General features: G+C 65.9%; 21 protein-coding genes and 2 other RNA genes. 11 read left to right on the forward strand and 12 right to left on the reverse strand.

Translation table 11 applies throughout. The features are described from left to right. Positions 1 to 61 precede the first annotated feature (61 nt). On the forward strand, positions 62 to 544 hold the full coding sequence (locus XCC_RS07620) for a Mor transcription activator family protein (protein WP_011269907.1): 483 nt from the start codon (positions 62 to 64) through the stop codon (positions 542 to 544). Between the two features lie 469 nt (positions 545 to 1,013). Here the strand turns inward: XCC_RS07620 and ssrA are convergent. Then, positions 1,014 to 1,410: a transfer-messenger RNA gene (gene ssrA, locus XCC_RS07630) on the reverse strand. 133 nt (positions 1,411 to 1,543) lie between these two features. Between ssrA and XCC_RS07635 the strand changes: the two genes are divergently transcribed. Next, positions 1,544 to 4,003, forward strand: a complete 2,460-nt coding sequence (locus XCC_RS07635; RefSeq protein WP_011036651.1) for a S8 family serine peptidase — start codon at positions 1,544 to 1,546, stop codon at positions 4,001 to 4,003. A gap of 224 nt (positions 4,004 to 4,227) precedes the next feature. Here the strand turns inward: XCC_RS07635 and smpB are convergent, their stop codons facing one another. Further along, complete coding sequence (smpB, locus tag XCC_RS07640; RefSeq protein ID WP_011036652.1) at positions 4,228 to 4,731, reverse strand: SsrA-binding protein SmpB; 504 nt, start codon at positions 4,729 to 4,731, stop codon at positions 4,228 to 4,230. A 60-nt stretch (positions 4,732 to 4,791) separates the two neighbouring features. Between smpB and XCC_RS07645 the strand changes: the two genes are divergently transcribed. Both XCC_RS07645 and XCC_RS07650 read left to right on the forward strand, forming a co-directional pair. Continuing rightward, entirely contained in the window at positions 4,792 to 5,223 is a 432-nt protein-coding gene (locus XCC_RS07645) for a type II toxin-antitoxin system RatA family toxin (RefSeq protein ID WP_011036653.1), read from the forward strand. 2 nt (positions 5,224 to 5,225) lie between these two features. Then, a complete protein-coding gene (locus tag XCC_RS07650) occupies positions 5,226 to 5,522 on the forward strand; it encodes an RnfH family protein (protein WP_011036654.1) in 297 nt (98 codons plus the stop codon). A 222-nt stretch (positions 5,523 to 5,744) separates the two neighbouring features. Here XCC_RS07650 and XCC_RS07655 read toward each other — a convergent pair whose 3' ends face one another. Further along, positions 5,745 to 6,140, reverse strand: a complete 396-nt coding sequence (locus XCC_RS07655) for an outer membrane protein assembly factor BamE (RefSeq protein ID WP_011036655.1) — start codon at positions 6,138 to 6,140, stop codon at positions 5,745 to 5,747. 103 nt (positions 6,141 to 6,243) lie between these two features. Between XCC_RS07655 and fur the strand changes: the two genes are divergently transcribed. Further along, positions 6,244 to 6,654, forward strand: a complete 411-nt coding sequence (fur, locus tag XCC_RS07660) for a ferric iron uptake transcriptional regulator (RefSeq protein WP_005988392.1) — start codon at positions 6,244 to 6,246, stop codon at positions 6,652 to 6,654. A gap of 652 nt (positions 6,655 to 7,306) precedes the next feature. Here the strand turns inward: fur and recN are convergent. Further along, complete coding sequence (gene recN / locus XCC_RS07665) at positions 7,307 to 8,971, reverse strand: DNA repair protein RecN (protein ID WP_011036657.1); 1,665 nt, start codon at positions 8,969 to 8,971, stop codon at positions 7,307 to 7,309. A 138-nt stretch (positions 8,972 to 9,109) separates the two neighbouring features. Here recN and hrcA point away from each other — a divergent pair, with 138 nt between their 5' ends. The 4 genes from hrcA to dnaJ all read left to right on the forward strand — a co-directional run bounded on the left by hrcA (position 9,110) and on the right by dnaJ (position 14,099). Next, positions 9,110 to 10,141: a heat-inducible transcriptional repressor HrcA gene (gene hrcA, locus XCC_RS07670; protein ID WP_057672795.1), complete on the forward strand. Its 1,032-nt coding sequence runs from the start codon at positions 9,110 to 9,112 to the stop codon at positions 10,139 to 10,141. Between the two features lie 100 nt (positions 10,142 to 10,241). Next, the gene (gene grpE / locus XCC_RS07675; RefSeq protein ID WP_014507314.1) at positions 10,242 to 10,760 is read left to right on the forward strand and encodes a nucleotide exchange factor GrpE; all 519 of its coding nucleotides are present in this window, start codon (positions 10,242 to 10,244) and stop codon (positions 10,758 to 10,760) included. Between the two features lie 141 nt (positions 10,761 to 10,901). Continuing rightward, positions 10,902 to 12,830, forward strand: coding sequence for a molecular chaperone DnaK (dnaK, locus tag XCC_RS07680; protein ID WP_011036660.1), 1,929 nt, complete (start codon positions 10,902 to 10,904; stop codon positions 12,828 to 12,830). Positions 12,831 to 12,968: 138 nt separating this feature from the next. Continuing rightward, positions 12,969 to 14,099, forward strand: a complete 1,131-nt coding sequence (dnaJ, locus tag XCC_RS07685) for a molecular chaperone DnaJ (RefSeq protein WP_011036661.1) — start codon at positions 12,969 to 12,971, stop codon at positions 14,097 to 14,099. A 121-nt stretch (positions 14,100 to 14,220) separates the two neighbouring features. Here the strand turns inward: dnaJ and XCC_RS07690 are convergent. Further along, a non-coding RNA gene (locus tag XCC_RS07690) (sX9 sRNA) lies at positions 14,221 to 14,295 on the reverse strand. A 178-nt stretch (positions 14,296 to 14,473) separates the two neighbouring features. Between XCC_RS07690 and pdxY the strand changes: the two genes are divergently transcribed. Then, the gene (gene pdxY, locus XCC_RS07695) at positions 14,474 to 15,382 is read left to right on the forward strand and encodes a pyridoxal kinase (RefSeq protein WP_011036662.1); all 909 of its coding nucleotides are present in this window, start codon (positions 14,474 to 14,476) and stop codon (positions 15,380 to 15,382) included. After that, positions 15,379 to 16,506, forward strand: a complete 1,128-nt coding sequence (locus tag XCC_RS07700) for a prephenate dehydrogenase (protein WP_011036663.1) — start codon at positions 15,379 to 15,381, stop codon at positions 16,504 to 16,506. Before pdxY ends, XCC_RS07700 begins: the two co-directional genes overlap by 4 nt. Before the next feature lie 377 nt (positions 16,507 to 16,883). On the opposite strand, the gene XCC_RS07705 is transcribed toward XCC_RS07700, so the two are convergent. The 7 genes from XCC_RS07705 to XCC_RS07735 all read right to left on the reverse strand — a co-directional run bounded on the left by XCC_RS07705 (position 16,884) and on the right by XCC_RS07735 (position 24,961). Beyond that, a complete protein-coding gene (locus XCC_RS07705; protein ID WP_011269904.1) occupies positions 16,884 to 17,081 on the reverse strand; it encodes a hypothetical protein in 198 nt (65 codons plus the stop codon). Positions 17,082 to 17,351: 270 nt separating this feature from the next. After that, positions 17,352 to 18,755 (reverse strand): TolC family protein, encoded by a 1,404-nt coding sequence (locus XCC_RS07710; RefSeq protein ID WP_011036664.1) that lies wholly within the window; start codon positions 18,753 to 18,755, stop codon positions 17,352 to 17,354. Continuing rightward, entirely contained in the window at positions 18,752 to 19,837 is a 1,086-nt protein-coding gene (locus XCC_RS07715) for an efflux RND transporter periplasmic adaptor subunit (RefSeq protein ID WP_011036665.1), read from the reverse strand. Before XCC_RS07715 ends, XCC_RS07710 begins: the two co-directional genes overlap by 4 nt. Beyond that, positions 19,821 to 21,512, reverse strand: a complete 1,692-nt coding sequence (locus XCC_RS07720; protein WP_011036666.1) for an ABC transporter ATP-binding protein — start codon at positions 21,510 to 21,512, stop codon at positions 19,821 to 19,823. Before XCC_RS07720 ends, XCC_RS07715 begins: the two co-directional genes overlap by 17 nt. Before the next feature lie 88 nt (positions 21,513 to 21,600). Then, on the reverse strand, positions 21,601 to 22,500 hold the full coding sequence (locus XCC_RS07725) for a hydrogen peroxide-inducible genes activator (RefSeq protein ID WP_011036667.1): 900 nt from the start codon (positions 22,498 to 22,500) through the stop codon (positions 21,601 to 21,603). 95 nt (positions 22,501 to 22,595) lie between these two features. Then, the gene (locus XCC_RS07730) at positions 22,596 to 24,362 is read right to left on the reverse strand and encodes an ABC transporter transmembrane domain-containing protein (protein WP_011036668.1); all 1,767 of its coding nucleotides are present in this window, start codon (positions 24,360 to 24,362) and stop codon (positions 22,596 to 22,598) included. Next, positions 24,359 to 24,961 carry an IMPACT family protein gene (locus XCC_RS07735; protein WP_043877805.1) on the reverse strand — a complete coding sequence of 201 codons (603 nt, stop codon included), beginning with the start codon at positions 24,959 to 24,961 and terminating at the stop codon, positions 24,359 to 24,361. Before XCC_RS07735 ends, XCC_RS07730 begins: the two co-directional genes overlap by 4 nt. Positions 24,962 to 25,168 lie beyond the last annotated feature (207 nt).

Genomic DNA, 25,168 nt, shown 5'->3' on the forward strand with positions numbered 1-25,168 from the left:
GCAGGCCAGGAATGCAGCGCATCTGCGGCGGAAACGGATTTCTCGGGCGGCTGCGTTAGGCGTGGCACTCAATCCCGTCGAGAGGCCGGCAGGCTGGTTCCTGCTGCCGGCTTCGGTGCAAGAAGTCGCCGAAGTGATCGGCCTGCCCGATGCCATGCGGCTTGCCGGCGCTTTCTGCCCGGCGTCTGGCGGCCCGCGTCGTGCCAGCCATTCAGGACGCGCGGGGCGCATTTATATCCCGCAACGCCCGAACGGCGACACATTCAAACGCATTGCCGACCTGGTAGGCCGGGACGCTGCGGCACGGCTGGTCGATGTTCTCGGCGGGAATCAAGTTGCATTCCCGCCGTGCACGGCATTCACGAACCGCATCCGTGATGAATCCGTGCGCAAAGCCTGGCGCGACGGCACGCTATCGGCACCGTGGATTGGCTGGCTGCATGACATCACCGAAAGACAGGTTCGCAACATCACCCAAGGTGAGCCGCGACCCGCATTCGATGCGGCCGGCCGTCCACTCAGCAAAAACAGGCCGCCCCTATGACGAACAATGACCCTCGCGCATCCCGCCTCATAAATTCGGAGGCCACCGCCTGCCTGGTGGGCATCGCCTTGAACACCTTGGCCGCACTCGTGCGCGAAGGCGACTTTCCTGCGCCTATCCGGCTTGGGCCGCGCGCGACGTTCTACGACCGTGACGCCGTGAGGGCCTGGCTGGACTACCAGCGAGACGCGCGCGGCACGGTTCGCCGCTCGCCTGGCAGGCGCAGTGCTGCGTGATCGTTATCCGCATCGTGACCCGCGCCGATGCGATCCGGCTGGGTCTGTCGCGCTACCTCACGGGCAAACCATGTAAACGCGGCCATATCGCCGAACGGCGCACAAGGCAGGGCGACTGCACGGAGTGCGCGGCGGCCCAAGTAATGCCAAAGCCGTATCCGTACAACGATCCGTACAACGTACGACAGTGCACACCATGAATAAAAAAACCCCTGATAAATCAGGGGTTTGAATGGTGGAGGTGGGCGGAATCGAACCGCCGTCCGGAAGCACTCCATCCCCAGCACTACATGCTTATCCCTCCGTTAGATCTCGTTCCCAGGCAGCACGGCGGGCAAAGCGCACCTGAAAACCAGCCTGCTTGATCTAACCGATAGCTGACAGGCAGCCACTACCGGCGGTTCCGTGATAATGACCCTACATCTACGAGCACGGGCACAAGTAGTTTCGGGGGTTCGCCTTAGGCGGCTGTAGAACTACAACTAAAGCCAATTAAGCGGCGATAGCGAAGTCCGAACCGTAGTTGTCGTCGTTGGCAACTAAAAGTTTGCTGCTGGATTAACGAGGAAAGCTGCCCCCTCGGCATGCGCCAAGCGACTTCGCGACCCCCGTCGAAACCAGTGCACCCCCGGGGAAAGCATCAAAACGCTGACGTGACCAGTGTAGGGATCGGCGTGCCCGGTCACAAGTAGTGAGATAGGCAGCGCTTACAGTGGCTTCAGTTGCACAGACCGGAACTATCTGGAACTGAAGGAGCTACTGGATGAGCACAGGCAAGCGCCCCACCGGCCCGCGCACGACGCGCGCCGCAACCAAGAAGACCGCCAAGACCGCCCCGCCGGCCAAGCGCCGTTCGGGGCGTCAGGCCACCGCCAAGGCGGAAACGCAAGAGGAAAACGGCCATCGCACGCGGGTGCAGGGCAAGGCCCGCACCGTCATCTACATCCATGGCATCGGCAACAAGCCACCGGCTGAGGTGTTGCGCTGCCAGTGGGACAAGGCCTTGTTCGGCCGCCCGATGGGTGAGCGCACGCGGCTTGCGTACTGGGTCAACCGCGAGTGCTACCCGGTGCCCGAGCCTGGCAGTTGCGATGGCCGCGATGTGGGGCCGGCGTTGAATCAGAGCGTGCAGCGGGCGTTGAGCACGCTGGGGCTGGTGCCGGGCGAGCAGGACCTGCACGCGCTGGCCGATGCGCTGGCACAGAGCGAGCAGGAGCGTGCTGATCTGCACCAGATGCTGGACGAGCTGCAGGCCGCGCCGCTTGCCGGCGGCGTGCAGGCGAAGGGGCCGATCGATGCGATCAACCGCGTGCTGTTGCGGCTGATTTCCGCGGCGCTGCTGCAGGATGTGCACGATCTGTTCTTTGTCCCGGAGCGGGCTGCGCAGATGCGCGAAAGCCTGGCGCAACGGTTGCGCGCCGGTGGCGGGCCGTTTGTGGTGGTGGCGCACAGCCAGGGCTCGATGATTGCCTACGACGTGCTGCGGCAGTTGCAGGCCGATGGCTGCGAGGTGGCGCTGTTCCTGACCCTGGGCTCGCCGCTGGGCTTGCCGCAGGTGCGCAGCATGTTCAAGCGCTGGACCGGGACGCGCAAACTGCCGTTCCCCGACTGCGTGCGGCGCTGGGTCAACGTGGCCGAAACGCGCGACCCGATCGCGCTGGATCCAGACCTGACCGACGACATCGCCAATGCCAAGGGGCGGTTCGAGAACATCGCCGCCGCGCGGCTCAACCCGGACTGGGAGCACAACCCGCATTCGGGCTCGGGATATCTGGCCATTGCGCAGGTGCGTGCAGCGGTGCGGCAGGCGGTGGGTGTGGGCTTCGATCAACCGGTCTCCAATGCGGTGCTGATCAAGGACCTCAGTGAGCAGCTCGAGGCGCACGGCGCGGACTATCGGCACGAGGTGTTGATCGAGCTGGACCGTCGCGTCCTGGGCGCGGACCCGGCCGGCGTGCGTGCGCAGTTGCTCACCCACATGCGCCAGATTGCCGGGCAGAGCACCGGCCTGGACGGCGATGCATTGGACGACGCGATCGAACTCGAAGACAGCCTGCAACGCTTCATTTCGGCGCGGCTGACGCGGTTCGAGATCGAAACGCTGCAAAGCCGCTACCGCGCGCTGGGTTTCCGGCGCGTCTGGCGCGATGCCGGCAAGCGTGCGCTGATCCACGTCTCGGGCAATGTGCTGCATGTGGATGCAGCACGCACGGCGTATCGCGCACGTGGGCAGCAGATCGGCTGGGCGGTCCTGGATACCGGCATTGCGGCCGGGCATCCACATTTCTTCGTGCCGGGCGAGCGCGACAATGTGGTGGCGCAGTGGGATTGCACCCGGCGCGGCGCGCCCAAGCGGCTGACGCGGGCCGATGGCAAACGGTTCACCGCACTCGATGGGCATGGCCATGGCACGCACATCGCCGGCATCATCGCCGGCTGTTGCCGGGCGGCGGTGCCCGATGCCCGTGGCAATCCGGGCGAACTGCTGGAATTTGCCGGCATGGCGCCGGAGACGCAGCTCTATGGCTTCAAGGTGCTGGACGACGCCGGCAACGGGCGCGATTCGTGGATGATCAAGGCAGTGCAGCACGTGGCCGACCTCAACGAGCGTGCCGGCGAGCTGGTGATCCACGGCGTCAATCTGAGCCTGGGCGGGTGCTTCGATCCGGAAAGCTACGGCTGTGGCTTCACCCCGTTATGCAACGAGTTGCGGCGGTTGTGGCGGCAGGGCGTACTGGTAGTGGTGGCGGCCGGCAACGAAGGCCTGGCCTGGCTGATGCAGAACGACGGCGGCACCTACCCGGCGAACATGGATCTGTCGATCAGCGATCCGGGCAATCTGGAGGACGCGATCGTGGTGGGATCGGTGCACAAGAGCAGCCCGCACAACTACGGCGTGTCGTATTTTTCATCCCGCGGGCCGACCGCCGATGGCCGCTCCAAACCTGATGTGGTCGCCCCGGGCGAAAAAATCCTGTCCGCGTACTACGGCTTCGACCCGCGCGACCCGTCCAGCCTGATGGTCGAAATGAGCGGCACCAGCATGGCCGCACCGCATGTGTCCGGCGTGCTGGCCGGTTTTTTATCCGCACGCCGCGAGTTCATCGGCTTTCCGGACCGGGTCAAGCAACTGCTGCTGGACACCTGCACCGACCTGCAGCGCGATCGTTACGTGCAGGGCAGGGGGGTGCCGAATTTGATGCGGATGCTTGGAGATACGTGATTCGGGAGTCGGGATTGGGGATTCGCAAACGCGGTGGTTGGCTGAACAAAAACGGCCGCGATGCAGGTTGCAGCCCGAAGGCTGGCTAAGAGCGGTCGCGTCACATGGCGTGGCGGGATCGCACGGCCTCAAAGCAGCCCAAACCATCGCAACTTGCGGTCTCAGCAAATGCTCAGCTCAAGCAGCCCCGTTCTTGCGAATCCCGAATCCCGATTCCCGGCTACTCACGCATCCCGATTATGCCGCCGCATCACGCGCTGCTTGTCGCGCTGCCAGTCGCGTTCCTTGGCGGCATCGCGCTTGTCGTGCGATTGCTTGCCCTTGGCCAATGCGATCTCCAGCTTGACCTTGTTGCTGCTCCAGTACAGCGCGGTGGGCACCAGCGTGTAGCCTTCGCGCTCCACGCGGGTCAGCACCTTGTCGATCTCGGCACGGTGCAGCAGTAGCTTGCGGTCGCGGCGCTCCACCGGAATCACGTGGGTGGAAGCCTGGATCAACGGGGTGATCTGCGCGCCGATCAGGTAAATCTCGCCCGACCGCACGTAGGCGTAGCCGTCGACGATGTTCGCGCGCCCGGCGCGGATGGCCTTGACCTCCCAGCCCTGCAGGGCCAGGCCGGCTTCATAGCGCTCCTCGAGGTGGTACTCGTGGCGCGCACGTTTGTTCAGGGCGATGGTTTTCGTGGCCGTCGCGCTCTTTGCTTTATCCTTGGCAGGCTTCTTGCTCATGCCGCTATTGTCGCCGATTCGGCGTCGCCAAACGATCGCCCGTCTTTCACAAGTCAGAGAATGCCTACCATCCGTCGCAGCGCGCTTGTCGAACACAGCGCCACCCGCATGTTCGATCTGGTCAATGATGTCGCCGCCTATCCGCGCCGCTTCGGCTGGTGCGACGCTGCGCATGTGCTTGAAGAGGACGACGCCCACATCGTGGCGCGGCTGGACCTGGGGCTGGGATCGTTCCGCACCTGGTTCACCACCGAAAACATCCTCGAGCGGCCCGAACGCATCGTGATGCATCTGCGCGACGGGCCGTTCAAGCGCCTGGAAGGCCTGTGGGAATTTCAATCGCTGGGTGACAACGCGTGCAAGGTGAGCCTGACCCTTGAAGTGGAAACCAGCTCGCGGCTGCTGGGCCCGGCGCTGGCGCTGGGCTTCCAGGGCCTGGCCGACCGCATGGTCAACGATTTCGTGCGGGTCGCCGATCGCGGCGACGTCTAGTCATGCGGGTGGAGGTCATCGTCGCCTGGCCGGACCGCTACAGCGCGGTCCAGCTGGAACTTGCCGAGGGCGCCACCGTGGCCGAGGCCGTTGCCGCCTCCGGTTTTGCCGGTGACCAAGCGCTGGTCGGCCAGGCGGTGCATGGCGTGATTGCCACGCCGGCCCAGGTGTTGCGCGACGGCGATCGTGTCGAATTGCTCAGGCCGCTTCTGCTGGACCCGAAGGAGGCGCGCCGGCGTCGTGCCGCGCCCGCCAAACAGGCGCCAGGCACGCAAAAGAAGCGCAATGCTTCGCCGTAAGGTGCGTTTGATGCGCGGGGGAGAGATGAGTTGCCATCGGCCCCAGGCACGGGGCTGGCATCAAAAGAGCAGGGCGCTAAGAGGCAGCGCCTCGGAGCACGCACATGGAAGCAGCACGCGCAACATCCTGTGGGGTCACCGAGACAAGCGGGGCTGGCCGATGGCCAGCGATATCACGATCAAGCAGCAGCGAGCGGTGATCCACTCGCTGCGTCAGCGTCCTCAGCGGCCGCGCTGCTTCTTCTTGTCGCGAGCCAGGTTGCGGCCGAACTGCTTTGGCGCCGACTTGGCCAGCTGCTCGTCTTGAGCCGGGAAATAATCGCCTTCCCAACGCACGACCTGCTCATTTTCGAAGAACACGGTGAAGTTCTTGACGTCGGTCCGCGCCAGACGATCGACGCGCTGCGTGGACGTGTAGTCCCAACGCTGGGCATGGAACGGATCGGGGATGGACGGTGTTCCCAGCAACGCGCTGACCTGCTGCTTGCTCTGGCCTACCTGCAGTTGCTCCACGGCGGTCTGTTTGATCAGATTGCCCTGGTAGATCGGCTGCTTGTAGATGATGCCGCAGCCAGCGGTGGAGAGTGCAACGGCGGCGACCAGCAGGAGATTGCGCATCGGGGATTAAGTGCTGAGGAAATCACGCCGATGATACACTCCCGGCGGTCGCCGCGACCCGTCTCAGGCAGCTGGCGCTAAATCGCCAATGAACGGAGAACGTATGGAAACCCACGACCTGCGCAAAGTCGGGCTCAAGGTGACCCATCCGCGTATGCGGATCCTGGAACTGCTCGAACAGAAGAGCAACCAGCACCACCTCAGCGCAGAAGACATCTATCGCCAGCTGCTGGACCATGGCGACGAAATCGGCCTGGCCACGGTTTACCGCGTGCTGACCCAATTCGAGGCTGCTGGCCTGGTGTTGAAGCACAATTTCGAAGGCGGCCAGGCCGTGTACGAGCTGGACCGCGGCGGCCATCACGACCACATGGTCGATGTGGACACCGGCCACGTGATCGAGTTCGAGAGCGAAGAAATTGAAGCGCTGCAGCGCCAGATTGCGGCGAAGCATGGCTACGAGCTCGAAGAGCATTCGCTGGTGCTGTACGTGCGCAAGAAGCGCCCGCGCTGACGCCACGTTGCTGTAGGTAACACTGACAAGGCGGCTTCGGCCGCCTTGTGCATGTTTGGGAGAAGCACATCGCTGATGTGCTGCGCACGACATGCTATCCGTCGTGACCCTTGATGAAACAGCGCTCAGCGTTCTGGCGCATAAGTGCGTCTTGGTGCGCCGCACAGCGCGTGCACGCCGCTGCGCCTGCACGCGACGATTGAGTACTGCCATCCCACTACTCAACTGCCGATGCAGGAGGTCTGCAGTGATGCGTGGATTGCGCATGTCACGTGTGGCTAGGGCGTTGCGCAGGACGCGTGCGCAGTAATTGCAGCGCGCGCCGCAATCGAGACGTCGGTGGTCAGTGCGATTTACGCCTGCCGTTCGGCGGGAGAAAGCGCCCCAGCTTCAGTCTGTAATTGCCGCAGGTAAGGCACTGGCGCCGCGTTGTCGCGATGCGCCGCAAATACTGCATCGGGTGCCGGCTTACCGATTACCAGGCCTGCGCTATCAAACAGGCCAATCGCACTAAAAGTCGGGGCTCAGCAGGCATGCCGCTCTGCCGATTGCAGCGAAATCCACCCCCCGCAAGCGCGGAGGGAAAGTCACTGCGAACTCGGGCGGGCACATCGCGCCGCGAGCCCGCAGCATGCGGGACCCGCCCGGTAACTCAGGCGCTCTGCAGCAGCTTGCGCGCCGCCGCGCGGGCTTCCTTGCTGACTTCCACGCCGCCGAGCATGCGCGCCAGTTCTTCCTGGCGTGCCTGCGGGCCGAGCAGTTCCACCGCGCTCTGGGTCATGCCATCCACCGGCGCCTTGCTCACGCGGTAATGCGCGTGGCCCTTGGCGGCGACCTGTGGCAAGTGGGTAACGCACAGCACCTGGCGTTCTTCGCCCAGGGCACGCAGCTTCTGGCCGACGATGTCGGCCACCGCGCCGCCGATACCGGAATCCACTTCGTCGAACACCATGGTCGGCACGCTGTCCAGGCCAAGCGCTGCCACTTCGATCGCCAGCGAGATACGCGACAGTTCGCCGCCGGAGGCCACCTTGCGCAGGGCGCGCGGCGGCTGCCCGGCGTTGGCGGCGACCAGGAATTCCACCCGCTCGGCGCCATTGGGATCCGGGCGCAGGGTCTCTTGCGGCTGCAACTGGATCAGGAATTGCCCGCCGCCCATGCCCAGTTCGCCGATCAGCGTGGTGGTGGCAGCGGACAGCGCCTGCGCGGCGCTCTGGCGGCTGGCGCTGAGGACGCTGGCGGCGCCTTGCCAGACGCCGATGGCCGCCTCGATGTGCTTGTCCAGCTGCTGCAGGCGCTCGTCGGCGCCGCGCAGGCTCTCAACCTCGGCGGTCAGGTGGTCGCGATGCGCGGCCAGCTCGTCAGGCGAAACGCGGTGCTTGCGGGCCAGGTCATGCAGGCGGCCGAGACGGCGCTCCATGGCCTCGAATTGGGTGGGGTCGGCATCCAGGTCGTCGCGCACGCGGTCGAGCAGGGCAAGCGCTTCTTCGATCTGGATCGCGGCGCTGTCCAGCAGCGCATCCACTTCGCCCAGCCGCGGCTCGTGCTCGGCCACCCGGGCCAGGTCGTGCCGGCTGTCCTGCAGCAGGCCCAGCGCCGAAGGGCCCTCGTCGCCATTGAGCTGCTGGACCACGCTCTCGCAGGCGCCGATCAAGGCAGTGGCGTGTGCCTGGCGGCGATGGTTGGTGTCCAGCGCGGCGATGGCCGCCGGGTCCAGGTCCTCGCGCTCCAGTTCGGCCAGTTGGTGCTCCAGAAAGCCGATGCGGTCGGAGACATCGCCTTGCGCAGACAGGGCATCGCGCTCGTCCAGCAGCGCCTGCCAGCGCTGGCTGGCCTGGCGCACCTGCTCACGCTGGGCGCTGTTGCGGGCGTAGGCATCGAGCAGGGCCAGCTGGCTGTTGCGGGCCATCAGCGCCTGGTGCTCGTGCTGGCCGTGGATTTCCACCAGCCGCGCGGCCAGGTCGGACAGCTGCGAGGAGGTCACCGGGCGGCCGTTGATCCAGGCGCGCGAGCCGCCGTCGGCGCGAATGATCCGGCGCAGCTGGCATTGGGCATCGTCATCGAGCTCGTTGTCGGCCAGCCAGGTCAGGCCGGGATGCTCGGCCGGCAGCTGGAATTCGGCCGACAGCTCGGCGCGGTCGGCGCCGTGGCGGACCACGCCGCTGTCGGCGCGCAGGCCGGACAAAAAGCCCAGCGCATCCACCATCAGCGACTTGCCGGCGCCGGTTTCGCCCGAGACCACGGTCATGCCCGGCCCGAATTCGAGTTCGGTGGCGCGGACAACGGCGAAATCCTTGATTGAGAGGTGTCTGAGCATGGGATCGAGTGTGAACGCTTTGGGGAAGCTTAGGGCCGATGGGGACGCTGGGGGAATGGGATGCTTGCCAACCCCGGGGCCAGACATTATCTATGCCCAGTCTCACCGGATGATCCCATGCGCGCGTCCCAGTCCCCAATGCTCGACCCCCGCGCACGCCACCTGCTGCGCACGCTGATCGCGCGTTACATCCGCGATGGCGAACCGGTGGGCTCCAAGACGCTGGCCCAGCATGCCGGCCTGGATGTCAGCCCGGCGACGATCCGTAATATTTTGGCCGACCTGGAAGACATCGGGCTGCTCAGTTCTCCGCACACCTCGGCCGGGCGGGTGCCCACCGCGCACGGCTACCGGGTGTTCGTCGACAGCCTGGTGCAGATGCAGCCGCCCGGCGAAGAGGAGGTGCGCCGGCTGCGCGCCGAGTTGGCCAGCAGCAACGGGACGCAGTCGCTGCTGGGTAGCGCTTCGCAGATGCTGTCGGCGATGAGCCACTTCGTGGGCGTGGTCAGCGCGCCGCGGCGCGAGCAGTTTGCGTTCCGGCATATCGATTTCGTGCCGCTGGACGCGCGCCGGGTGCTGGCGATCCTGGTATTTGCCGACAACGAGGTGCAGAACCGGGTGATCGAGCCGCGCCGCGCCTACGAGCCGGCCGAGCTGGAACGGGTGGCCAACTACCTCAACGCGCAGTTCGCCGGGCGCGCGCTGTCGGACATCCGCGCCTCGCTGCTGCGCGAACTGCGGCTGGCCAAGAACGAGATGGAGCAGTTGCTGGCGCATAGCGTGGACCTGGCCAGCGAGGCGCTGGTGCCGGCCGACGACGACGGCATGGTGATGGCCGGGCAGACCCGCTTGATGGGTGTGCAGGACCTGTCGGACCTGGACCGGCTGCGCGAGCTGTTCGAGGCCTTCGCCAGCAAGCGCGAGATCCTGCAGCTGCTCGAACGCACCATCCAGGCGCCGGGTGTGCGCATCTTCATCGGCGAGGAAACCGGTATGGTGTCGCTGGACGACGTCTCGCTGGTCACCGCGCCGTATACCGCCGGCGGCCAGGTGCTGGGCGTGCTGGGGGTGATCGGGCCCAAACGCATGGCCTACGACCGGGTGATTCCGCTGGTGCAGACCGCCGCGCAGATGCTGGGCGCGGCCATGGAGCCGCCCGGCACGCGATAACCGCGCTCGATCGGAGCGATGGCATTTGCTTGAAACGCGCGCGAGCGCCCACATACGGGGTGACGTTGGGGCGGGCGTTCCGCTTGCCCGGGAACTGCACATGAACCAAGACCACCCCGAATTCGACTCCGAAGACCTGTCCCAGAACCCGCCCGAGACCGATCCGCTCAAGGCCGAGATCGAGTCCTTGCGCAGCGAGATCGCCCTGGTCAAGGCCGACGCCCTGCGCGAGCGCGCCGACCTGGAGAACCAGCGCAAGCGCATCGCCCGCGATGTGGAGAACGCGCGCAAGTTCGCCAACGAGAAGCTGCTCGGCGAACTGCTGCCGGTGTTCGACAGCCTGGACGCGGGCCTCACCGCCGCCGGCACCGAACCCAGCCCGCTGCGCGATGGCCTGGATCTGACCTACAAGCAGCTGCTCAAGGTCGCTGCCGACAACGGCCTGACCCTGCTCGACCCGGTCGGCCAGCCGTTCAATCCCGACCAGCACCAGGCGATCAGCCAGGGCGAGGCCGAGGGCATCGCGCCGGGCCATGTCGTGCAGGTGTTCCAGAAGGGTTACCTGCTCAACGAGCGCCTGCTGCGCCCGGCCCTGGTGGTCGTGGCCAAGCACGACTGAGCACTGCTGCCGGCTGAACCGGCCGGCGCAGACGCGGAACGCAGATTCGTACAGGTGGCTTGAACACCTGCGCACCACCCCCACATCTCAGCCAGACCCGGCGTCGCCGGACACAGCTAAAGACTCATCAGGAGCGTATCCATGGGCAAGATCATTGGTATTGACCTCGGCACCACGAACTCGTGCGTGGCGATCATGGACGGCGGCAAGGCCCGCGTCATCGAAAATTCCGAGGGCGATCGCACCACGCCCTCGATCGTCGCCTACACCAAGGACGGCGAAGTGCTGGTCGGTGCCTCGGCCAAGCGCCAGGCGGTGACCAACCCGAAGAACACCTTCTACGCGGTGAAGCGCCTGATCGGCCGCAAGTTCACTGACGGCGAAGTGCAGAAGGACATCTCCCACGTGCCGTACGGCATTCTGGCGCACGACAACGGCGATGCCTGGGTGCAGACCAGCGATTCCAAGCGCATGGCGCCGCAGGAAATTTCCGCACGCGTGCTGGAAAAGATGAAGAAGACCGCCGAGGACTTCCTGGGCGAAAAGGTCACCGAAGCGGTGATCACGGTGCCGGCGTACTTCAACGACAGCCAGCGCCAGGCCACCAAGGACGCTGGCCGCATCGCCGGTCTGGACGTCAAGCGCATCATCAACGAGCCGACGGCTGCTGCCCTGGCCTATGGCCTGGACAAGAACGGCGGTGACCGCAAGATTGCCGTGTACGACCTGGGCGGCGGCACCTTCGACGTGTCGATCATCGAAATTGCCGAGGTCGATGGCGAGAAGCAGTTCGAAGTGCTGGCCACCAATGGCGACACCTTCCTGGGCGGCGAAGACTTCGACAACCGCGTCATCGAGTATCTGGTCGACGAATTCAACAAGGATCAGGGCATCGATCTGCGCAAGGATCCGTTGGCGCTGCAGCGCCTCAAGGACGCCGCAGAGCGCGCCAAGATCGAGCTGTCGACCTCGCAGCAGACCGAAGTGAACCTGCCGTACGTCACCGCCGATGCCTCGGGCCCGAAGCACCTCAACATCAAGTTGACCCGTGCCAAGCTCGAAGCGCTGGTGGAAGACCTGGTCAAGAAGTCGATCGAGCCGTGCCGCACCGCGTTGAACGACGCCGGCCTGCGCGCCAGCGACATCAACGAAGTGATCCTGGTCGGCGGTCAGACCCGTATGCCGAAGGTGCAGCAGGCCGTTGCCGATTTCTTCGGCAAGGAACCGCGCAAGGACGTCAACCCGGACGAAGCCGTGGCCGTGGGCGCCGCGATCCAGGGCGGCGTGCTGGCTGGCGACGTCAAGGACGTGCTGCTGCTGGACGTGACCCCGCTGTCGCTGGGTATCGAAACCATGGGCGGCGTGTTCACCAAGATCATCGAAAAGAACACCACCATCCCGACCAAGGCCTCGCAGACCTTCTCCACTGCCGAAGACAACCAGTCGGCCGTGACCGTGCACGTGCTGCAGGGTGAGCGCGAGCAGGCCCGCTTCAACAAGTCGCTGGCCAAGTTCGACCTCTCCGGCATCGAGCCGGCGCCGCGTGGCATGCCGCAGGTGGAAGTGTCCTTCGACATCGACGCCAACGGCATCCTGCACGTGTCGGCCAAGGACAAGAAGACCAACAAGGAACAGAAGGTCGAGATCAAGGCCGGTTCGGGCCTGTCGGATGAAGAGATCCAGCGCATGGTCGCCGACGCGGAAGCCAACCGCGAAGAAGACAAGAAGTTCCAGGAGCTGGTGCAGACCCGCAACCAGGCCGATGGCTTGATCCACGCCACCCGCACCGCGATCACCGAGCATGGCAGCAAGGTGGGTGGCGATGTGATCGGCAAGGTGGAAGCGGCCCTGGCCGACCTGGAAACCGCCATGAAGGGCGACGACAAGGCGCAGATCGAAGCGCGCAGCAAGACCCTGGAAGAAGCCGGCCAGTCGCTGTACGCCGCGGCCGCCGCGGCAGAGCAGGGCGGCAACGCCGATGCGGCCAGCGGCAATGCGCAGGCCTCCAAGGCCGCCGATGACGTGGTGGACGCCGAGTTCACCGAGGTCAAGGACGATAAGAAGGCGTGAGTCGGGAATAGGGAATAGAGAATCGGAGGAGCGGTGCTACGGCATCGCTCCTTCGCTGTTCTGACCCTTCCGGATGCCTGCTGATGTGAGGATGTACGCTTTGAACGATTCCCTTCTCCCGATTCCCGATTCCCTGTCATGAGCAAACGCGATTACTACGAAGTTCTGGGCGTGGCCCGTGGCGCCAGCGACGAGGAGCTGAAGAAGGCTTATCGGCGTTGTGCCATGAAGTACCACCCGGACCGCAATCCTGGCGACGCTGCTGCAGAGGCAACGTTCAAGGAATGCAAGGAAGCCTATGAAGTGCTGTCGGACGGCAACAAGCGCCGTGCCTACGACGCGCACGGCCATGCGGCGTTCGAGCACGGCATGGGCGGCGGCGGTGGCGGGCCTGGTGGTCCGGACATGGGAGATATCTTTGGCGATATCTTCGGCAATATTTTTGGCGGTGGCGCCGCCGGTCCGCGCGCTGCGCGACGTGGTGCCGACGTCGGCTACGTGTTGGAACTGGATCTGGAAGAAGCCGTCGCCGGCATCGAGCGGCGCATCGAGATCCCCACGCTGATCGAGTGCGAACCCTGCCACGGCAGCGGCTCGGAAGACGGCAAGGTGGAAGTCTGCGCAACCTGCCATGGGCGCGGCCAGGTCCGCATCCAGCGCGGCATCTTCGCCATGCAGCAGAGCTGCCCGCATTGCGACGGCCGCGGCACGCTGATCCAGAACCCGTGCAAGACCTGCCATGGCGCAGGTCGCGTGGAAGAGGACAAGGTACTGTCGATCAAGGTGCCGGCAGGCGTGGACACCGGCGACCGCATCCGTTTGGCAGGCGAGGGCGAAGCTGGCCCGGCCGGTACGCCGCCGGGCGATCTGTATGTGGAAGTGCGCGTGCGCGAGCATGCGATCTTCCAGCGCGATGGCGACGACCTGCATTGCGAGGTGCCGATCCGCATTTCGCAGGCCGCGCTCGGCGACACCGTGCGGGTGGCCACGCTGGGCGGCGAAGCGGAAATCCGCATCCCGGCCGAAACGCAGACCGGCAAGCTGTTCCGGCTGCGTGGCAAGGGCGTGCGCTCGGTGCGCAGCCGCAGCGAGGGCGATCTGTACTGCCGCGTGGTGGTGGAAACGCCGGTCAACCTCACTACCGATCAGCGCGAATTGCTCAAGCAGTTTGAGGCCACGTTCACCGGTGAGGACGCGCGCAAGCATTCGCCCAAGTCGGCGACCTTCATCGATGGAGTGAAGGGTTTCTGGGATCGGATGACCTCCTGATCCAGGGGCGCAGATCCAGCTGATGTGATCCAGCAACGTCCGGCGTGCAGCGATGCACGCCGGATTTTTTTATGGAATCGCCTGCACGGATTGCCCTGCCCAACTCGGCATAACTAAGAGCGGCTAACAAAACGTAGCGAGCAGCCGTCAGGTGGGTGCGGACGGCGCGGAGGAACCGGAGTGTACGTGGGCACATGAGGATTCCGAGCACCGGCCGCGCCCGCCTGGCGGCAGCGCAGTAGTTTTGATAGCTGCTCTAAGCAGTCACCAGGCGCAGCGTTGTGGATGCACGGGCGTGCCATTCCTGCTGTTTCGACAGCACGCTTGCTGGCTTGCGCGGATAATGGGACATCTCTTTCGAAGATGGTGCCTGCATGAGCGACGCAACCGACAGCCACCTCGTCCACGGCCGCCGTCAGCGCCCGGATGGTCCTGCACCGGTCGATGTGATCTCGGTGCAATCGCAATTGGTCTACGGGCATGCCGGCAACAGCGCGGCGGTGCCGCCGTTGCGCGCGCTGGGCTTACGCGTGGCGGAAGTACCCACTACCTTGCTGAGCAATGCGCCGTTCTACGCCACCTTGCGCGGACGCATCCTGCCGGCCGACTGGCTGGCGGATCTATTGCTGGGCGCGACCGAGCGCGGCCTGCCGCAGCGTGCACGCTTGCTTGTTTCCGGTTACTTCGGCAGCCTGGCCAATGGCGAGGCTTTTGCGGACTGGCTGGAGCAGACCCTGCCGCAGGCGCCACAGTTGCGCTATTGCCTGGACCCGGTGATTGGCGACACCCACACCGGCCCTTACGTGGAGCCCGGGTTGGAGCGCGTGTTTGCCGAGCGGCTGTTGCCGCATGCCTGGTTGGTGACGCCCAATGCCTTCGAGCTTGGTCGCCTGACCGGGCTGCCGAGTCTGGAACAGGACGATGCCATCGTCGCTGCACGCGCCTTGCTTGCGCGTGGCCCGCAATGGGTGCTTGCACATAGCGTGGCCGGCGGCACCGGCGAGCTGGTGACCCTGGCCGTGAGCGCTGAGGCAGTCTATCGCTGGGCCAGCCCGCACCTGCCGGTGGACGTGGCCGGCACCGGTGATGTGCTGATGGCGTTGCTGATCGGCCTGTTGCTGCGCGATGTGCCATTCGAGCAGGCGGTGGGGCATGCACTGACCGGCGTGCATGCGGCGCTGGAGGCCACCCTGGCTGCTGGCTTCGAGGAATTCGATGTGCTGGCTGCCGCGCCGGCCGCGCTTGGCACCGCGCCGCGCTTTGCGGTTGAGCGACTGGCGTGATCGCGCATCCGGTCGTTGGCATCGTCGGGATCGCCGGCGCCTACGGACGCTGGCTCGCCCAATTCCTGCGCACGCGCATGGGGCTGGAGGTGATCGGCGTGGATCCGGCATTACCGGACGGGCTGGACGACGCCACGCTGGTGGCGCGCGCCGATGTGCTGATTTTTTCGGCACCAATCCGCCACACCGCTGCGCTGATCGAACGCTATGCCGCTCTTGCCGGCGCGCGTGCGGCGGAGCAACTGTGGCTGGATGTCACCTCGATCAAACAGGCGCCAGTCGCGGCGATGCTGGCGTCGCAGGCCGAGGTGGTGGGCCTGCACCCGATGACCGCACCGCCCAAGTCGCCCACCTTGAAGGGGCGGGTGATGGTGGTCTGCCGCGCACGTGTGCAGCGCTGGTCCGGCTGGGTGGATGCGCTGTGCAGCGCGTTGCAGGCCGAGTGCGTCTACGCCACGCCCGAACACCACGACCGCGTGATGGCGCTCGTGCAGGCCATGGTGCATGCCACCCATCTGGCGCAGGCTGGCACCTTGCGCGACTACGCCCCCTTGCTCGGCGAGTTGCGCACCTTGATGCCATACCGCTCGGCCTCGTTCGAACTGGATACCGCGGTGATCGCGCGCATTCTCTCGCTCAACCCGTCGATCTACGAAGACATCCAGTTCGGCAATCCTTACGTTGCCGAAATGCTCGACCGCTTGCTCGCGCAGCTGCAAGAACTGCGCGGCTTGGTGGTGCAGGGCGATGATGCGGCACGCTTGCGATTTCGGCAGGCCTTTCTCGATGCCAACGCGCAGGCCCTGCAAGGCGACTCACTGGCGGCCGGCAACTACACCTATGAACGGGTGGGCTACCTGCTGGCCGACCTCACCGAGCCGCTGACCTTGAGCGTGTATCTGCCCGAAGACCAGCCGGGCTCGTTACGCGTGTTGCTGCATGTATTCGAGCAGCACGGCGTCAACCTGTCCTCGATCCACTCCTCGCGCACGCCCGGCGGCGAGCTGCACTTCCGGATGGGGTTCGAGCCGGAGAGCGATCGCGCTGCACTGGGCCGCGCCGCAGCGCAAATCGATGCCGACCGGATCGGGCGGGTGTTGGAGCGCGTTGATCGGGAACGTTGAGTCTTTCGAGTCATCGTCATGCACCGGAGTATGCAAGACCTGACTCATCAGCGGCAGCGATGTAGTCATAGGCCTCGCGTCTGCCCACGCCTGTTCCGCATCACGGGTAGGCAGGCTTCAAGGTGCTTTGCTTCTGTCAATCGAGTGGCCTCGGGACGCACCACATCTGCGGGAGCAACGCAGTGGCAAGTGGAAACGCACTCGCCTGCTAAGTAATTCGAACGACTGTGAAAGCGACCCCGAGCACTGGCGCTGACGCATGGCAGATTCATCCACACAGGGTGTGGATGAATCCTGGACAAGCATGTGGATAACTCGCATCAGCCCTTGCCGCGCAACGGCCGGGTTTGCCATGGTCAAAAAATGACCAGCTGGCGTTATGCCGCTTGCAGGCTCAGTTCGCCGCCGCTGGTGACGAAGCGTTGGCCCTGCCGCAGCAGATGGCGACCGTCGGGGAGCTCATAGCGTGGTGTCGCGTGTGTCTGCGCGCGCCCCTGCGGTTGGTCGTCGCGGAACTCGATGATCACGTAGGGCTCGCCGTCTGCACCGACGGCTGGAAATTGCCGAAAAGACATCTCGCACCTCCTCAGTTTCAAGGTTGCAATGCGACCGTCAACGATCGCGCGACCGGCGCTGTTGCCGGTGTCGCGAGCATGCGCAGCGCCGTGTTACCGATGCGTCGTCAAGCGATGAAGCACACAATGACGGCGCCGGTTGTGGCTGCTTTTTAGCTTCTCGCGCTACGCGCGCGACACTTCGAGGGCATGGCAGTGGTGCGTTGCACGCTGCCCAGCGGCGGGCCTGTTGGGCTGGATGCACGGACATCCGGCCAGCGCCAGCGTGCGCTACTGGCGCAGCATCAAAGCGTCACGGTCCGCGGTGGCGGCGGCCAGTTCGGCACGTGCGGAGGCGATCCGCGCCTGTGCATCGATCAGCCGTACGCGGGCATCGTTGGCAGTTTCTTCGCGTTGATTGACGAGAAAAAAGTCGCCCGAGCCCAGTTCAAAACGGCGCCGCTCCGCCGCAGCGAGCCGGTCTGCCAGGCTGCGCTCCTCATCGGCGATGCCGGCCAGTCGCTGGGCGGCATTGAGCGAGATGACGATGGATTCCACTTCCACCGAAATCTGGTCGCGCAGGAAGCGACTGCGTTGATCCAGCGCCTCGATCTCCGCGCGTGCCTCGGCCACGCGGCCTTTGGCGGAACGATTTTCCAGCGGCACGCTGAAACGGAAGCCGATGATCGCATCGGTCGGCGAACGGTTTGGGCCACCCACGCCGGGCGCGCCCAGATCCTTGCTGACCTCGAAACTCACGTCCAGGCGTGGCTTCAGATCGTTCTGCGCCAGCATCAGGCGGGCGGTGGCCTGATCGATGCGGGTCAGCACGGCGCGGTAATCGGGGCGTTCCACCGGCGCGGTGATCTTGCTGGCGCCGGCCAGACCTTCGAGCGCGGAGGCGTCGGCGGGCAGCCGCTCGGCGGACACGATCAGCGGCATGCCGGCGTCGTCGCGCAGATACAAGGACAACGCATTGGCCGCATTGGCGAAGTCCTGCTCCGAGCGCACCACAAGCGCGCGGCGGCGCACCAGGTTCTGGTCGTTTTCGGTCAACAGAATGGTTGGCCGTGCGCCGAGCGTCACCTGCCGGGAAATGGCGTTGCGGCGGCGTTCGGCCAGCTCCAGCAGGTCCTTGTAGGCCCGCAGCTTCAGCCCGGCCGCGACCCAGCTCTGGTAGGCATCCACCGCGCGGCGCTGCACGCCAATCGCCACCATCTCCGCTTCGTACTGCGCCACGTCGATGTCGCCGCTGGCCACGCTGCGACGGGTGCGGCGCTCATCCACCACGCGGTCGCGCAGCAGCGCATACAGCGCACCGACTTTCACTTCGCCGCCGCGGTCGGTGTAGGACTTGTCTTCGTAGACCGGAAACGACCCGCGCGAGGACCGGTACCCGCCGTAGTAGTAGCCGCCGTTTTCCTCGAAGGGCCGCTTGACCGTGCTCTCGATCGAACTGCCGTCGTAATAGCCGGCCTCGCGCGAGCGGCCATCTATATCGAACACCGTATCGAACGCGCCATTGGCCGATAGCCCCTTGCCTTCGGCCTGGCGCACCTTGGCCAGCGATTCGACGATTTGCGGCGCCGAGCGGGCAGAGGACTGCAACACCTCGTCCAGGGTCAGGGCAGCGGTCTGGGCGAATGCCGCTCCGGGGCAGAGTGCGATCAACAGGGCAACAAAACGGTGCATCATTTCTTGCCCGTCGCGTCGTCTTCGGCCTTGTACGCCGCCGGCTTGGCCTTGCCGTCATCCTGCTGCGTGGCCGTCGGGCGGCGGTCGAATTCCAGCGGGAAGTTGTTGAGTTGGCGCCACAGTTCGTAGCCGACCCGCACGGTTTCGCCCTGCACCCAGCCGCGCACCTTGCCGCCCTGGCGCGCGAATTCCTGCGCCGGCCACGCCGGCTTGCCCGGCATGGGTTCGACCAGGATGCGGAACAGTCCGTCGGGCGCTGCGTTGGGGTCGATCGCACGCACGCGGCCATCGAACATGCCGTGCGCCACTGACGGCCAGCCGCTGAACTGGATTGCCGGCCAGCCTTCGAACTCCAGCCGCACCGGCCGTCCGGGGCGGATCAATGGCACGTCGCGGCCGTCGATATACAGCTCGACCGCACGCTCCACGCGCTCGGGCGCGATCACCGCGAGCACCGTGCCCGGCGACACCATCGCGCTGCCGCTGGCGGCGTTGAGCTGTTGCACGCGGCCGTCGCGCGGCGCACGCACCAACTGCGCAGACTGGCGATTCAACTGGATGTCGATCCGGGTCAACTTGGCGCGCGACTCGGCCAGCTTGGCATCGGCTTCGGCCACCTTGATCTGGGTCAGCTCGTAGTCACGGCGCCCGGCCAGGCCTTCGGCCAGCAATTGCCGGCTGCGCTCCACATCGATGCCGGCCACCGCGCGTGATTGCTGGATGGCGGCGATCTCGGCCTGCACCTGCGCCCGTTCGCTGGCCAGGCGGGTCAGCAGGTCCGGGTCCAGATCGCCGACGCGCGCGATCGGGTCGCCACGCGAGACATGCTGGCCGTCGTGCACGTACCACGTCTCGACACGGCCGGGAACGAAGGCGGTGACCTGCTGCTGGCGATCGCCCGGGTCCAGCGAGACCACCTGTCCCTTGCCGCTGGCGGTCTGCACCCACGGTGCCAGCGCCAGGATCGCCGCGGCAATGGCCACGCCGATCAGCAGCATCCAGGCCAGTGCCTTGGCGATGCTGGGCGGCCGCATCGCCGCCAGGGTTGGGAAGTGCGCGTTGCGATCAGCGGCCTGGCGCATCGTCTGCCTCCTGCATGGATGCGATCAGGGCATCGCGCGTGGCGTAGCGCTGCTGCTGTCCGGGTTGCAGGCGGAACCAGCCGTCCAGGGTGATGTCCTCCGGCCGGCCGGTGCACAACAAGGCGGTGGTGCCGGTGGCTTTCAAACGACGCAGGATCTTGGTCAGGCGTTCGGCCGGAATCAGGTCGTACAGCTGCGACAGCATCAGCACACGCGGTTGCACCAGCAGCGCGTTGGCCAGCTTCAGCGCCATCACCTCGCCGATCCACAACGGGTAGCCGGAGGCGGCCAGACGCGTGTCCAGCCCCTTGGGAAGCGAGGCAATGCGGCTGCGCAAGCCCACCGCGTCGATGGCTTCCAGCATCGCTTCGGAGCTCACATCACTGGAGGCCAGCGCCAGGTATTCGCGAATGGTGACCTCCACGATAGTGGGGCGGTCGAGCACGGTGACTTCCGAACGCAGCAGATACATGTCGAAGGTGGCCATGTCGGCGCCGCCCACCATCGCCAGCCCGCGGTCGGGCACCACGTGCCGTTTCAACACCATGGCCAGCAGCCGCTCGGCACCGCCATCGGCCAGCGTCACCAGCTGTTCGCCGGCGGCCAGCGAAAAGTCGAACCGCGCGCCATCGATCACCACCCCATCCAAGCGGACCGCGCTGTTGCCCGGGGTCTTGCCCGGCGCCACCACGGCGCGTTCCTGCGGAATCGCGAACAGCAACGAAAGTTCCTCGGAGCTGGCGACCAGGTCGTAGAGCGCATCCAGGTAGGTGCCTAGCTGGGAGATACCGTAGAACACCGCGCTCAGGATCAGCTCGGCCGCCACCAGCTGGCCGATCGACAACTCACCGCGCAGGATCAGGTTGCCGCCCAGTGCCAGCAACGCGGCGCTGGCCACCGCGTAGACCAGCAGGAAGGAGGCGGTCTGGGTGAAGCTGTAGCTGAAGTGGCGCCGATGCCGATCGATGTAGGCGGCCGTGACCGCCTCGGAGCGATCCATTGCGAAATCGAGATGGCGGCTGGACTTGTAGAACCCGTTGGAGCCGCCGACGCTTTCCAGCCAGCGTGCTGCCTCGTGCTTGGCGTGGCTCAGATCCACCGCGGTGCGGATCGACCCGCGCGACCAGATCATCCAGATGCTGAAGATCACCAGCAGCAGCAAGGCGTTGAAGCCCAGGAAAAACGGGTGGTAGAAGCTGGTGACGATCAGCCCCACCGCCGACTGCAGCACGATGGTGAACGCACCGATGGCCAGACTCGGCACGGCCTTCTGCACCACCACCAGATCGAAGTAGCGGTTGAACATGTCGCCGCGGTTCTGGTCGGCGAAGAACGGGTTTTGCGCATGCACGGCGCGCACCGTGATCTCGGCCACCACGCGTGCGAACAAGCGGCGTTCGAACAGCGCCATGACCCACACCCGCATCGCGCTCAGGCCGGCGACCAGCAGCAACAGGCCGAGCAACAATACCGACAAGGTCCATAGCGGCGTGGGCAGCGCGGTGTTGGCCACGCTGTTGATCAGCAACTGCACCGAGATTGGCGTGGCCAGCGACAACAGACTGATCGCCACGCCGTAGACGATGGCCAGACGCACATAGGGCATGTCCGGCCCGACGATCTCCGCCAGCCAGCTTGCCGCTTCCCGCCATCCGATCTGTTTGCCCGCCGCCATTGCACTTCCGCTGATGAGTTCAGTGCAGCATTGACGAGTTCGTGCTTACGAACAAGGCCGGCGAGCTTATTTGCCGCATAGGATTTTCCTATGCGGCGGCGGCACGCAGCAATTCGGCGATAAGCCCGAACGCCGGCGCACGGCCGGCACCTTGTCGCCAGAGCAGGCCGATGTCGCGGTAATAGCGCCCACCCTTGACCGGCCGTACCACCACATCGTCGCCCTCGCGGATCTCCTGGCGCACGTACAGATCCGGCAGCAGCGCCAGGCCCATGCCCATGCCGGCCATCTGCCGGATCGCATCCAGACTGGTCCCTTCGTAATCGCGCAGCACGTTGGCGCCGACTTCCGCCGCAATCGCGGCCACCTGCTCGGCCAGGCGATATTCCGGCATCAGCGTCAGCAAGCTGGTGCCGCGCAAATCGGCGGGGGTGATGCAGGCCTTGGTCCGCAGCGGATGGTCGGCGGCCATGGTCACGTGCAACGGTTCGCGGAACAGGCGTTCGCTGTGCAGGCCGCGCCCGGCCACCGGCAACTGCGCCAGGATCACGTCGTGCACGCCAGTGGCCAGGTCGCTGGCCAGCACTGTTGGCAATCCTTCGCGCACATGCACGCGCAGCGCCGGATGCTCCCGGTGCAGCCGCGCCACCAGGCTGGGCATCAGGTACGCGCCCAGCGTGGGCGACACGCCGAGCCGGATGGTGCCGATCAGCGAATCTGCCGAGGTGGCGCGCACGTCTTCCAGGTCGGCCAGATCGAGCAGGATGCTGCGTGCACGCGCCAGCAGTTCGCGCCCCAATGGGGTAAGGATCGCCGGCCCGCCGCGTTCGAACAACGGCGCGCCGATGATGGTTTCCAGTCCCCGGATCTGCTGCGACAGCGAGGGTTGCGAAACGCCCATCTGCTCGGCGGCACGGGTGAAGCTGCCGGTGTCTGCCAGCGCGACGAAATAACTGAGTTGGCGGATGGTGGTTCTGGGGCGGGGCATGGGTCAGCTCCTGGCCTCAGCGCGTGCGGGCGTGCATGCCGAGGTGGCCGTACGCGCGTGCCGCGTGATTGCAGCGATCAGTGAGCGTGTGGCGGTCACTGATCGATGAACTGCAGCTTCGCCAACTCCGCGTACAGCCCGCCTTCGGCCACCAGTTGTGCATGCGTGCCCTGCGCCACGATGCGGCCGGCGTCCATCACCACAATGCGATCTGCCTTGAGCACCGTTGCCAGGCGATGCGCGATGACCAGCGTGGTGCGGCCCTGCATCAAGCGGTCCAGCGCCTGCTGCACCGCGCGCTCGCTTTGTGCATCCAGCGCACTGGTGGCCTCGTCCAGCAACAGGATCGGAGCATCCTTGAGCAGCGCCCGTGCGATTGCCACGCGCTGCTGCTGGCCGCCGGACAGGCGCGTGCCGCGCTCGCCCAGTTCGCTGGCATAGCCCTGCGGCAATGCGCGCAAGAAGATGTCGGCCTCGGCAGCCGTGGCGGCGGCTTCCACCTGCGCGTCGCTGGCGTCCAGGCGGCCATACCGGATGTTGTCGGCGGCACTGGCGGCGAACAAGGTCGGCTGCTGCGGGACTAGTGCGATCTGCTCGCGCAGCAGCACTGGATCGGTCTGGCGCAGATCTACGTCATCGATCCGCACGCTGCCGCTCAGCGGGTCGTGGAAGCGCAACAGCATCGCCAGCACCGTGCTCTTGCCGGCGCCGGAGGGGCCGACCAGCGCCACGGTTTCGCCCGGCTGCACATGCAGGTCGAAGCCATCCAGCGCCGGCATGTCCGGGCGCTGCGGGTAGTGGAAGACCACCTGGTCGAAATGGATCGCGCCACGCACCGGCACCGGCAACGGCTGCGGGGTCGCGGGCGCGACAATTGCCGACTGCTCGTCGAGCAACTCGCCGATCCGCCCCATGCCACCGGCAGCGCGTTGCAGCTCGTTCCATACTTCGGCCAGCGCACCCACCGAACCACCGCCAATCAGTGCATACAGCACGAACTGGCCCAGCGTGCCCGGCGTCATCTGCCCGGCGATGACATCGTGCGCGCCCAACCACAGCACCGCGACGATGGCCCCGAAGATCAGCATGATCGCCACTGCGGTGACGGTGGCCTGGGTGCGGATGCGTACGCGCGCGGTCCCGATGGCTGCCTGCAAGGCCTGGCTGAAGCGGTTGCTCTCGTAGCCCTCGCGCGCATGTGCCTGCACCGTGCGCACCGCCCCTAGTGTTTCGGCGGCAAGCGTGTTGGCATCGGCCACGCGGTCCTGGCTGGCCCGCGAGATCTTCTGCAGGCGTCGCGCGCCGAGCACGATCGGCAGCACCGCCAGCGGAATGCCGATCAAGGTGAAGCCGGCCAGCCGCGGGCTGGTGACGAACAGCATCACCAGGCTGCCGATCACCGTGACCGAACTGCGCAAGGCCACCGACATGGTGGTGCCGACCACGCCGCGCAGCAGTTCGCTGTCGGCCGATAGGCGCGACACCAGCTCGCCACTGCGGCTGCGATCGTGGAAGCCGGCATCCAGGCCAATCAGATGGGCATACAGGCGGCCGCGCAGATCGGCGACCACTTTTTCGCCCAGCAGCGCCACGAAATAAAAGCGCGCCGCCGTGGCCAGCGCCAGCACCACCGCCACTGCAAACAGCAGCGCGAAGGCCTGGTTGATCTGCGTTCCGCCGGAGAAGCCGTGGTCGATCATGCGCTTGACCGCAGCCGGCAGGCTCAGCGTGGCCGCCGAGGAGACCGCCAATGCGACCAGCCAGGCCGCGAACAGGCCGCGCTGGCGCTGCACGAAGGGCCACAGGGTGCGCAGGTTGCCAAGCTTGCGGAGTGGGGCAGGCTTGGCGGGGGGCTGGCTCATGCGGCTTCCGGTGTTGAGAGATGGACCCTGTTGCGAGTGGCGTCGCACAGGCGGGTTTTCAAGCCGGCGAGCTGATCCGCGGCCACTTGCACGCGCAATGCGGCGCCCTCGGTGTCGAATTGCTCGTCCAGCTTGTCGGCGTGGAAGGTCGATAGCGCGGCATGGACCACGCCCAGGTCGTCGAACGGGCAGCGCAGGGCCAGCAGCGACATCGTCACCAGTGGCCGGCGCATGGCCAGCCGCAGGCATTCGGCGGCCGTACCGCCGTACGCGCGCACCAGGCCGCCGGCGCCGAGCTTGATGCCGCCATACCAGCGCGTCACCACCACCACGACGCGGTCGTAGCCCTGGCCATCGATCGCAGCTAGGATCGGCCGGCCAGCGGTGCCGCTGGGTTCGCCGTCGTCGCTGGAGCGGTATTCCTGCCCGTAGCGGTAGGCCCAGCAATTGTGCGTGGCATCCACGGCCGCAAAGCGCCGCACCTGCTCCAGTGCCTGCTCGGGCGATGCCAGCGCGCAGGCCTGTGCGACAAAGCGACTGTGCTTGATCTCCAGGCTGTGGTGCGCGTCGGCGGCAAGGGTGTCTGGCATCGCGTGCATTCTATGCGAGCTGGTCGCGCGCGGCCGGGCGTGCGTCTCTGTGCGAGCAGGTGGGGGCGTGGACAGGTTGCGGCGCGGATGTGCAGCGCGCTATCCGCATGGTCACTGACGAGCGTGTGGTGCTAGATCAGTACAGCATCTGCGTGGGGTTAGCGCCGTAATACAAGCGCGCTGCGCTGGTCCGCAGCGACTGTTGTTGCCGCCGTG

This window comes from Xanthomonas campestris pv. campestris str. ATCC 33913 (assembly GCF_000007145.1).
GTDB classification, from domain to species: domain Bacteria; phylum Pseudomonadota; class Gammaproteobacteria; order Xanthomonadales; family Xanthomonadaceae; genus Xanthomonas; species Xanthomonas campestris.

Excerpts from the sequence above, each read along its gene's own strand:
- XCC_RS07635 (WP_011036651.1), top strand. The coding sequence starts at position 1,544 with ATGAGCACAGGCAAGCGCCCCACCGGCCCGCGCACGACGCGCGCCGCA.
- smpB (WP_011036652.1), bottom strand. The coding sequence starts at position 4,731 with ATGAGCAAGAAGCCTGCCAAGGATAAAGCAAAGAGCGCGACGGCCACG.
- XCC_RS07645 (WP_011036653.1), top strand. The coding sequence starts at position 4,792 with ATGCCTACCATCCGTCGCAGCGCGCTTGTCGAACACAGCGCCACCCGC.
- XCC_RS07650 (WP_011036654.1), top strand. The coding sequence starts at position 5,226 with ATGCGGGTGGAGGTCATCGTCGCCTGGCCGGACCGCTACAGCGCGGTC.
- XCC_RS07655 (WP_011036655.1), bottom strand. The coding sequence starts at position 6,140 with ATGCGCAATCTCCTGCTGGTCGCCGCCGTTGCACTCTCCACCGCTGGC.
- fur (WP_005988392.1), top strand. The coding sequence starts at position 6,244 with ATGGAAACCCACGACCTGCGCAAAGTCGGGCTCAAGGTGACCCATCCG.
- recN (WP_011036657.1), bottom strand. The coding sequence starts at position 8,971 with ATGCTCAGACACCTCTCAATCAAGGATTTCGCCGTTGTCCGCGCCACC.
- hrcA (WP_057672795.1), top strand. The coding sequence starts at position 9,110 with ATGCTCGACCCCCGCGCACGCCACCTGCTGCGCACGCTGATCGCGCGT.
- grpE (WP_014507314.1), top strand. The coding sequence starts at position 10,242 with ATGAACCAAGACCACCCCGAATTCGACTCCGAAGACCTGTCCCAGAAC.
- dnaK (WP_011036660.1), top strand. The coding sequence starts at position 10,902 with ATGGGCAAGATCATTGGTATTGACCTCGGCACCACGAACTCGTGCGTG.
- dnaJ (WP_011036661.1), top strand. The coding sequence starts at position 12,969 with ATGAGCAAACGCGATTACTACGAAGTTCTGGGCGTGGCCCGTGGCGCC.
- pdxY (WP_011036662.1), top strand. The coding sequence starts at position 14,474 with ATGAGCGACGCAACCGACAGCCACCTCGTCCACGGCCGCCGTCAGCGC.
- XCC_RS07705 (WP_011269904.1), bottom strand. The coding sequence starts at position 17,081 with ATGTCTTTTCGGCAATTTCCAGCCGTCGGTGCAGACGGCGAGCCCTAC.
- XCC_RS07710 (WP_011036664.1), bottom strand. The coding sequence starts at position 18,755 with ATGATGCACCGTTTTGTTGCCCTGTTGATCGCACTCTGCCCCGGAGCG.
- XCC_RS07715 (WP_011036665.1), bottom strand. The coding sequence starts at position 19,837 with ATGCGCCAGGCCGCTGATCGCAACGCGCACTTCCCAACCCTGGCGGCG.
- XCC_RS07720 (WP_011036666.1), bottom strand. The coding sequence starts at position 21,512 with ATGGCGGCGGGCAAACAGATCGGATGGCGGGAAGCGGCAAGCTGGCTG.
- XCC_RS07725 (WP_011036667.1), bottom strand. The coding sequence starts at position 22,500 with ATGCCCCGCCCCAGAACCACCATCCGCCAACTCAGTTATTTCGTCGCG.
- XCC_RS07730 (WP_011036668.1), bottom strand. The coding sequence starts at position 24,362 with ATGAGCCAGCCCCCCGCCAAGCCTGCCCCACTCCGCAAGCTTGGCAAC.
- XCC_RS07735 (WP_043877805.1), bottom strand. The coding sequence starts at position 24,961 with ATGCACGCGATGCCAGACACCCTTGCCGCCGACGCGCACCACAGCCTG.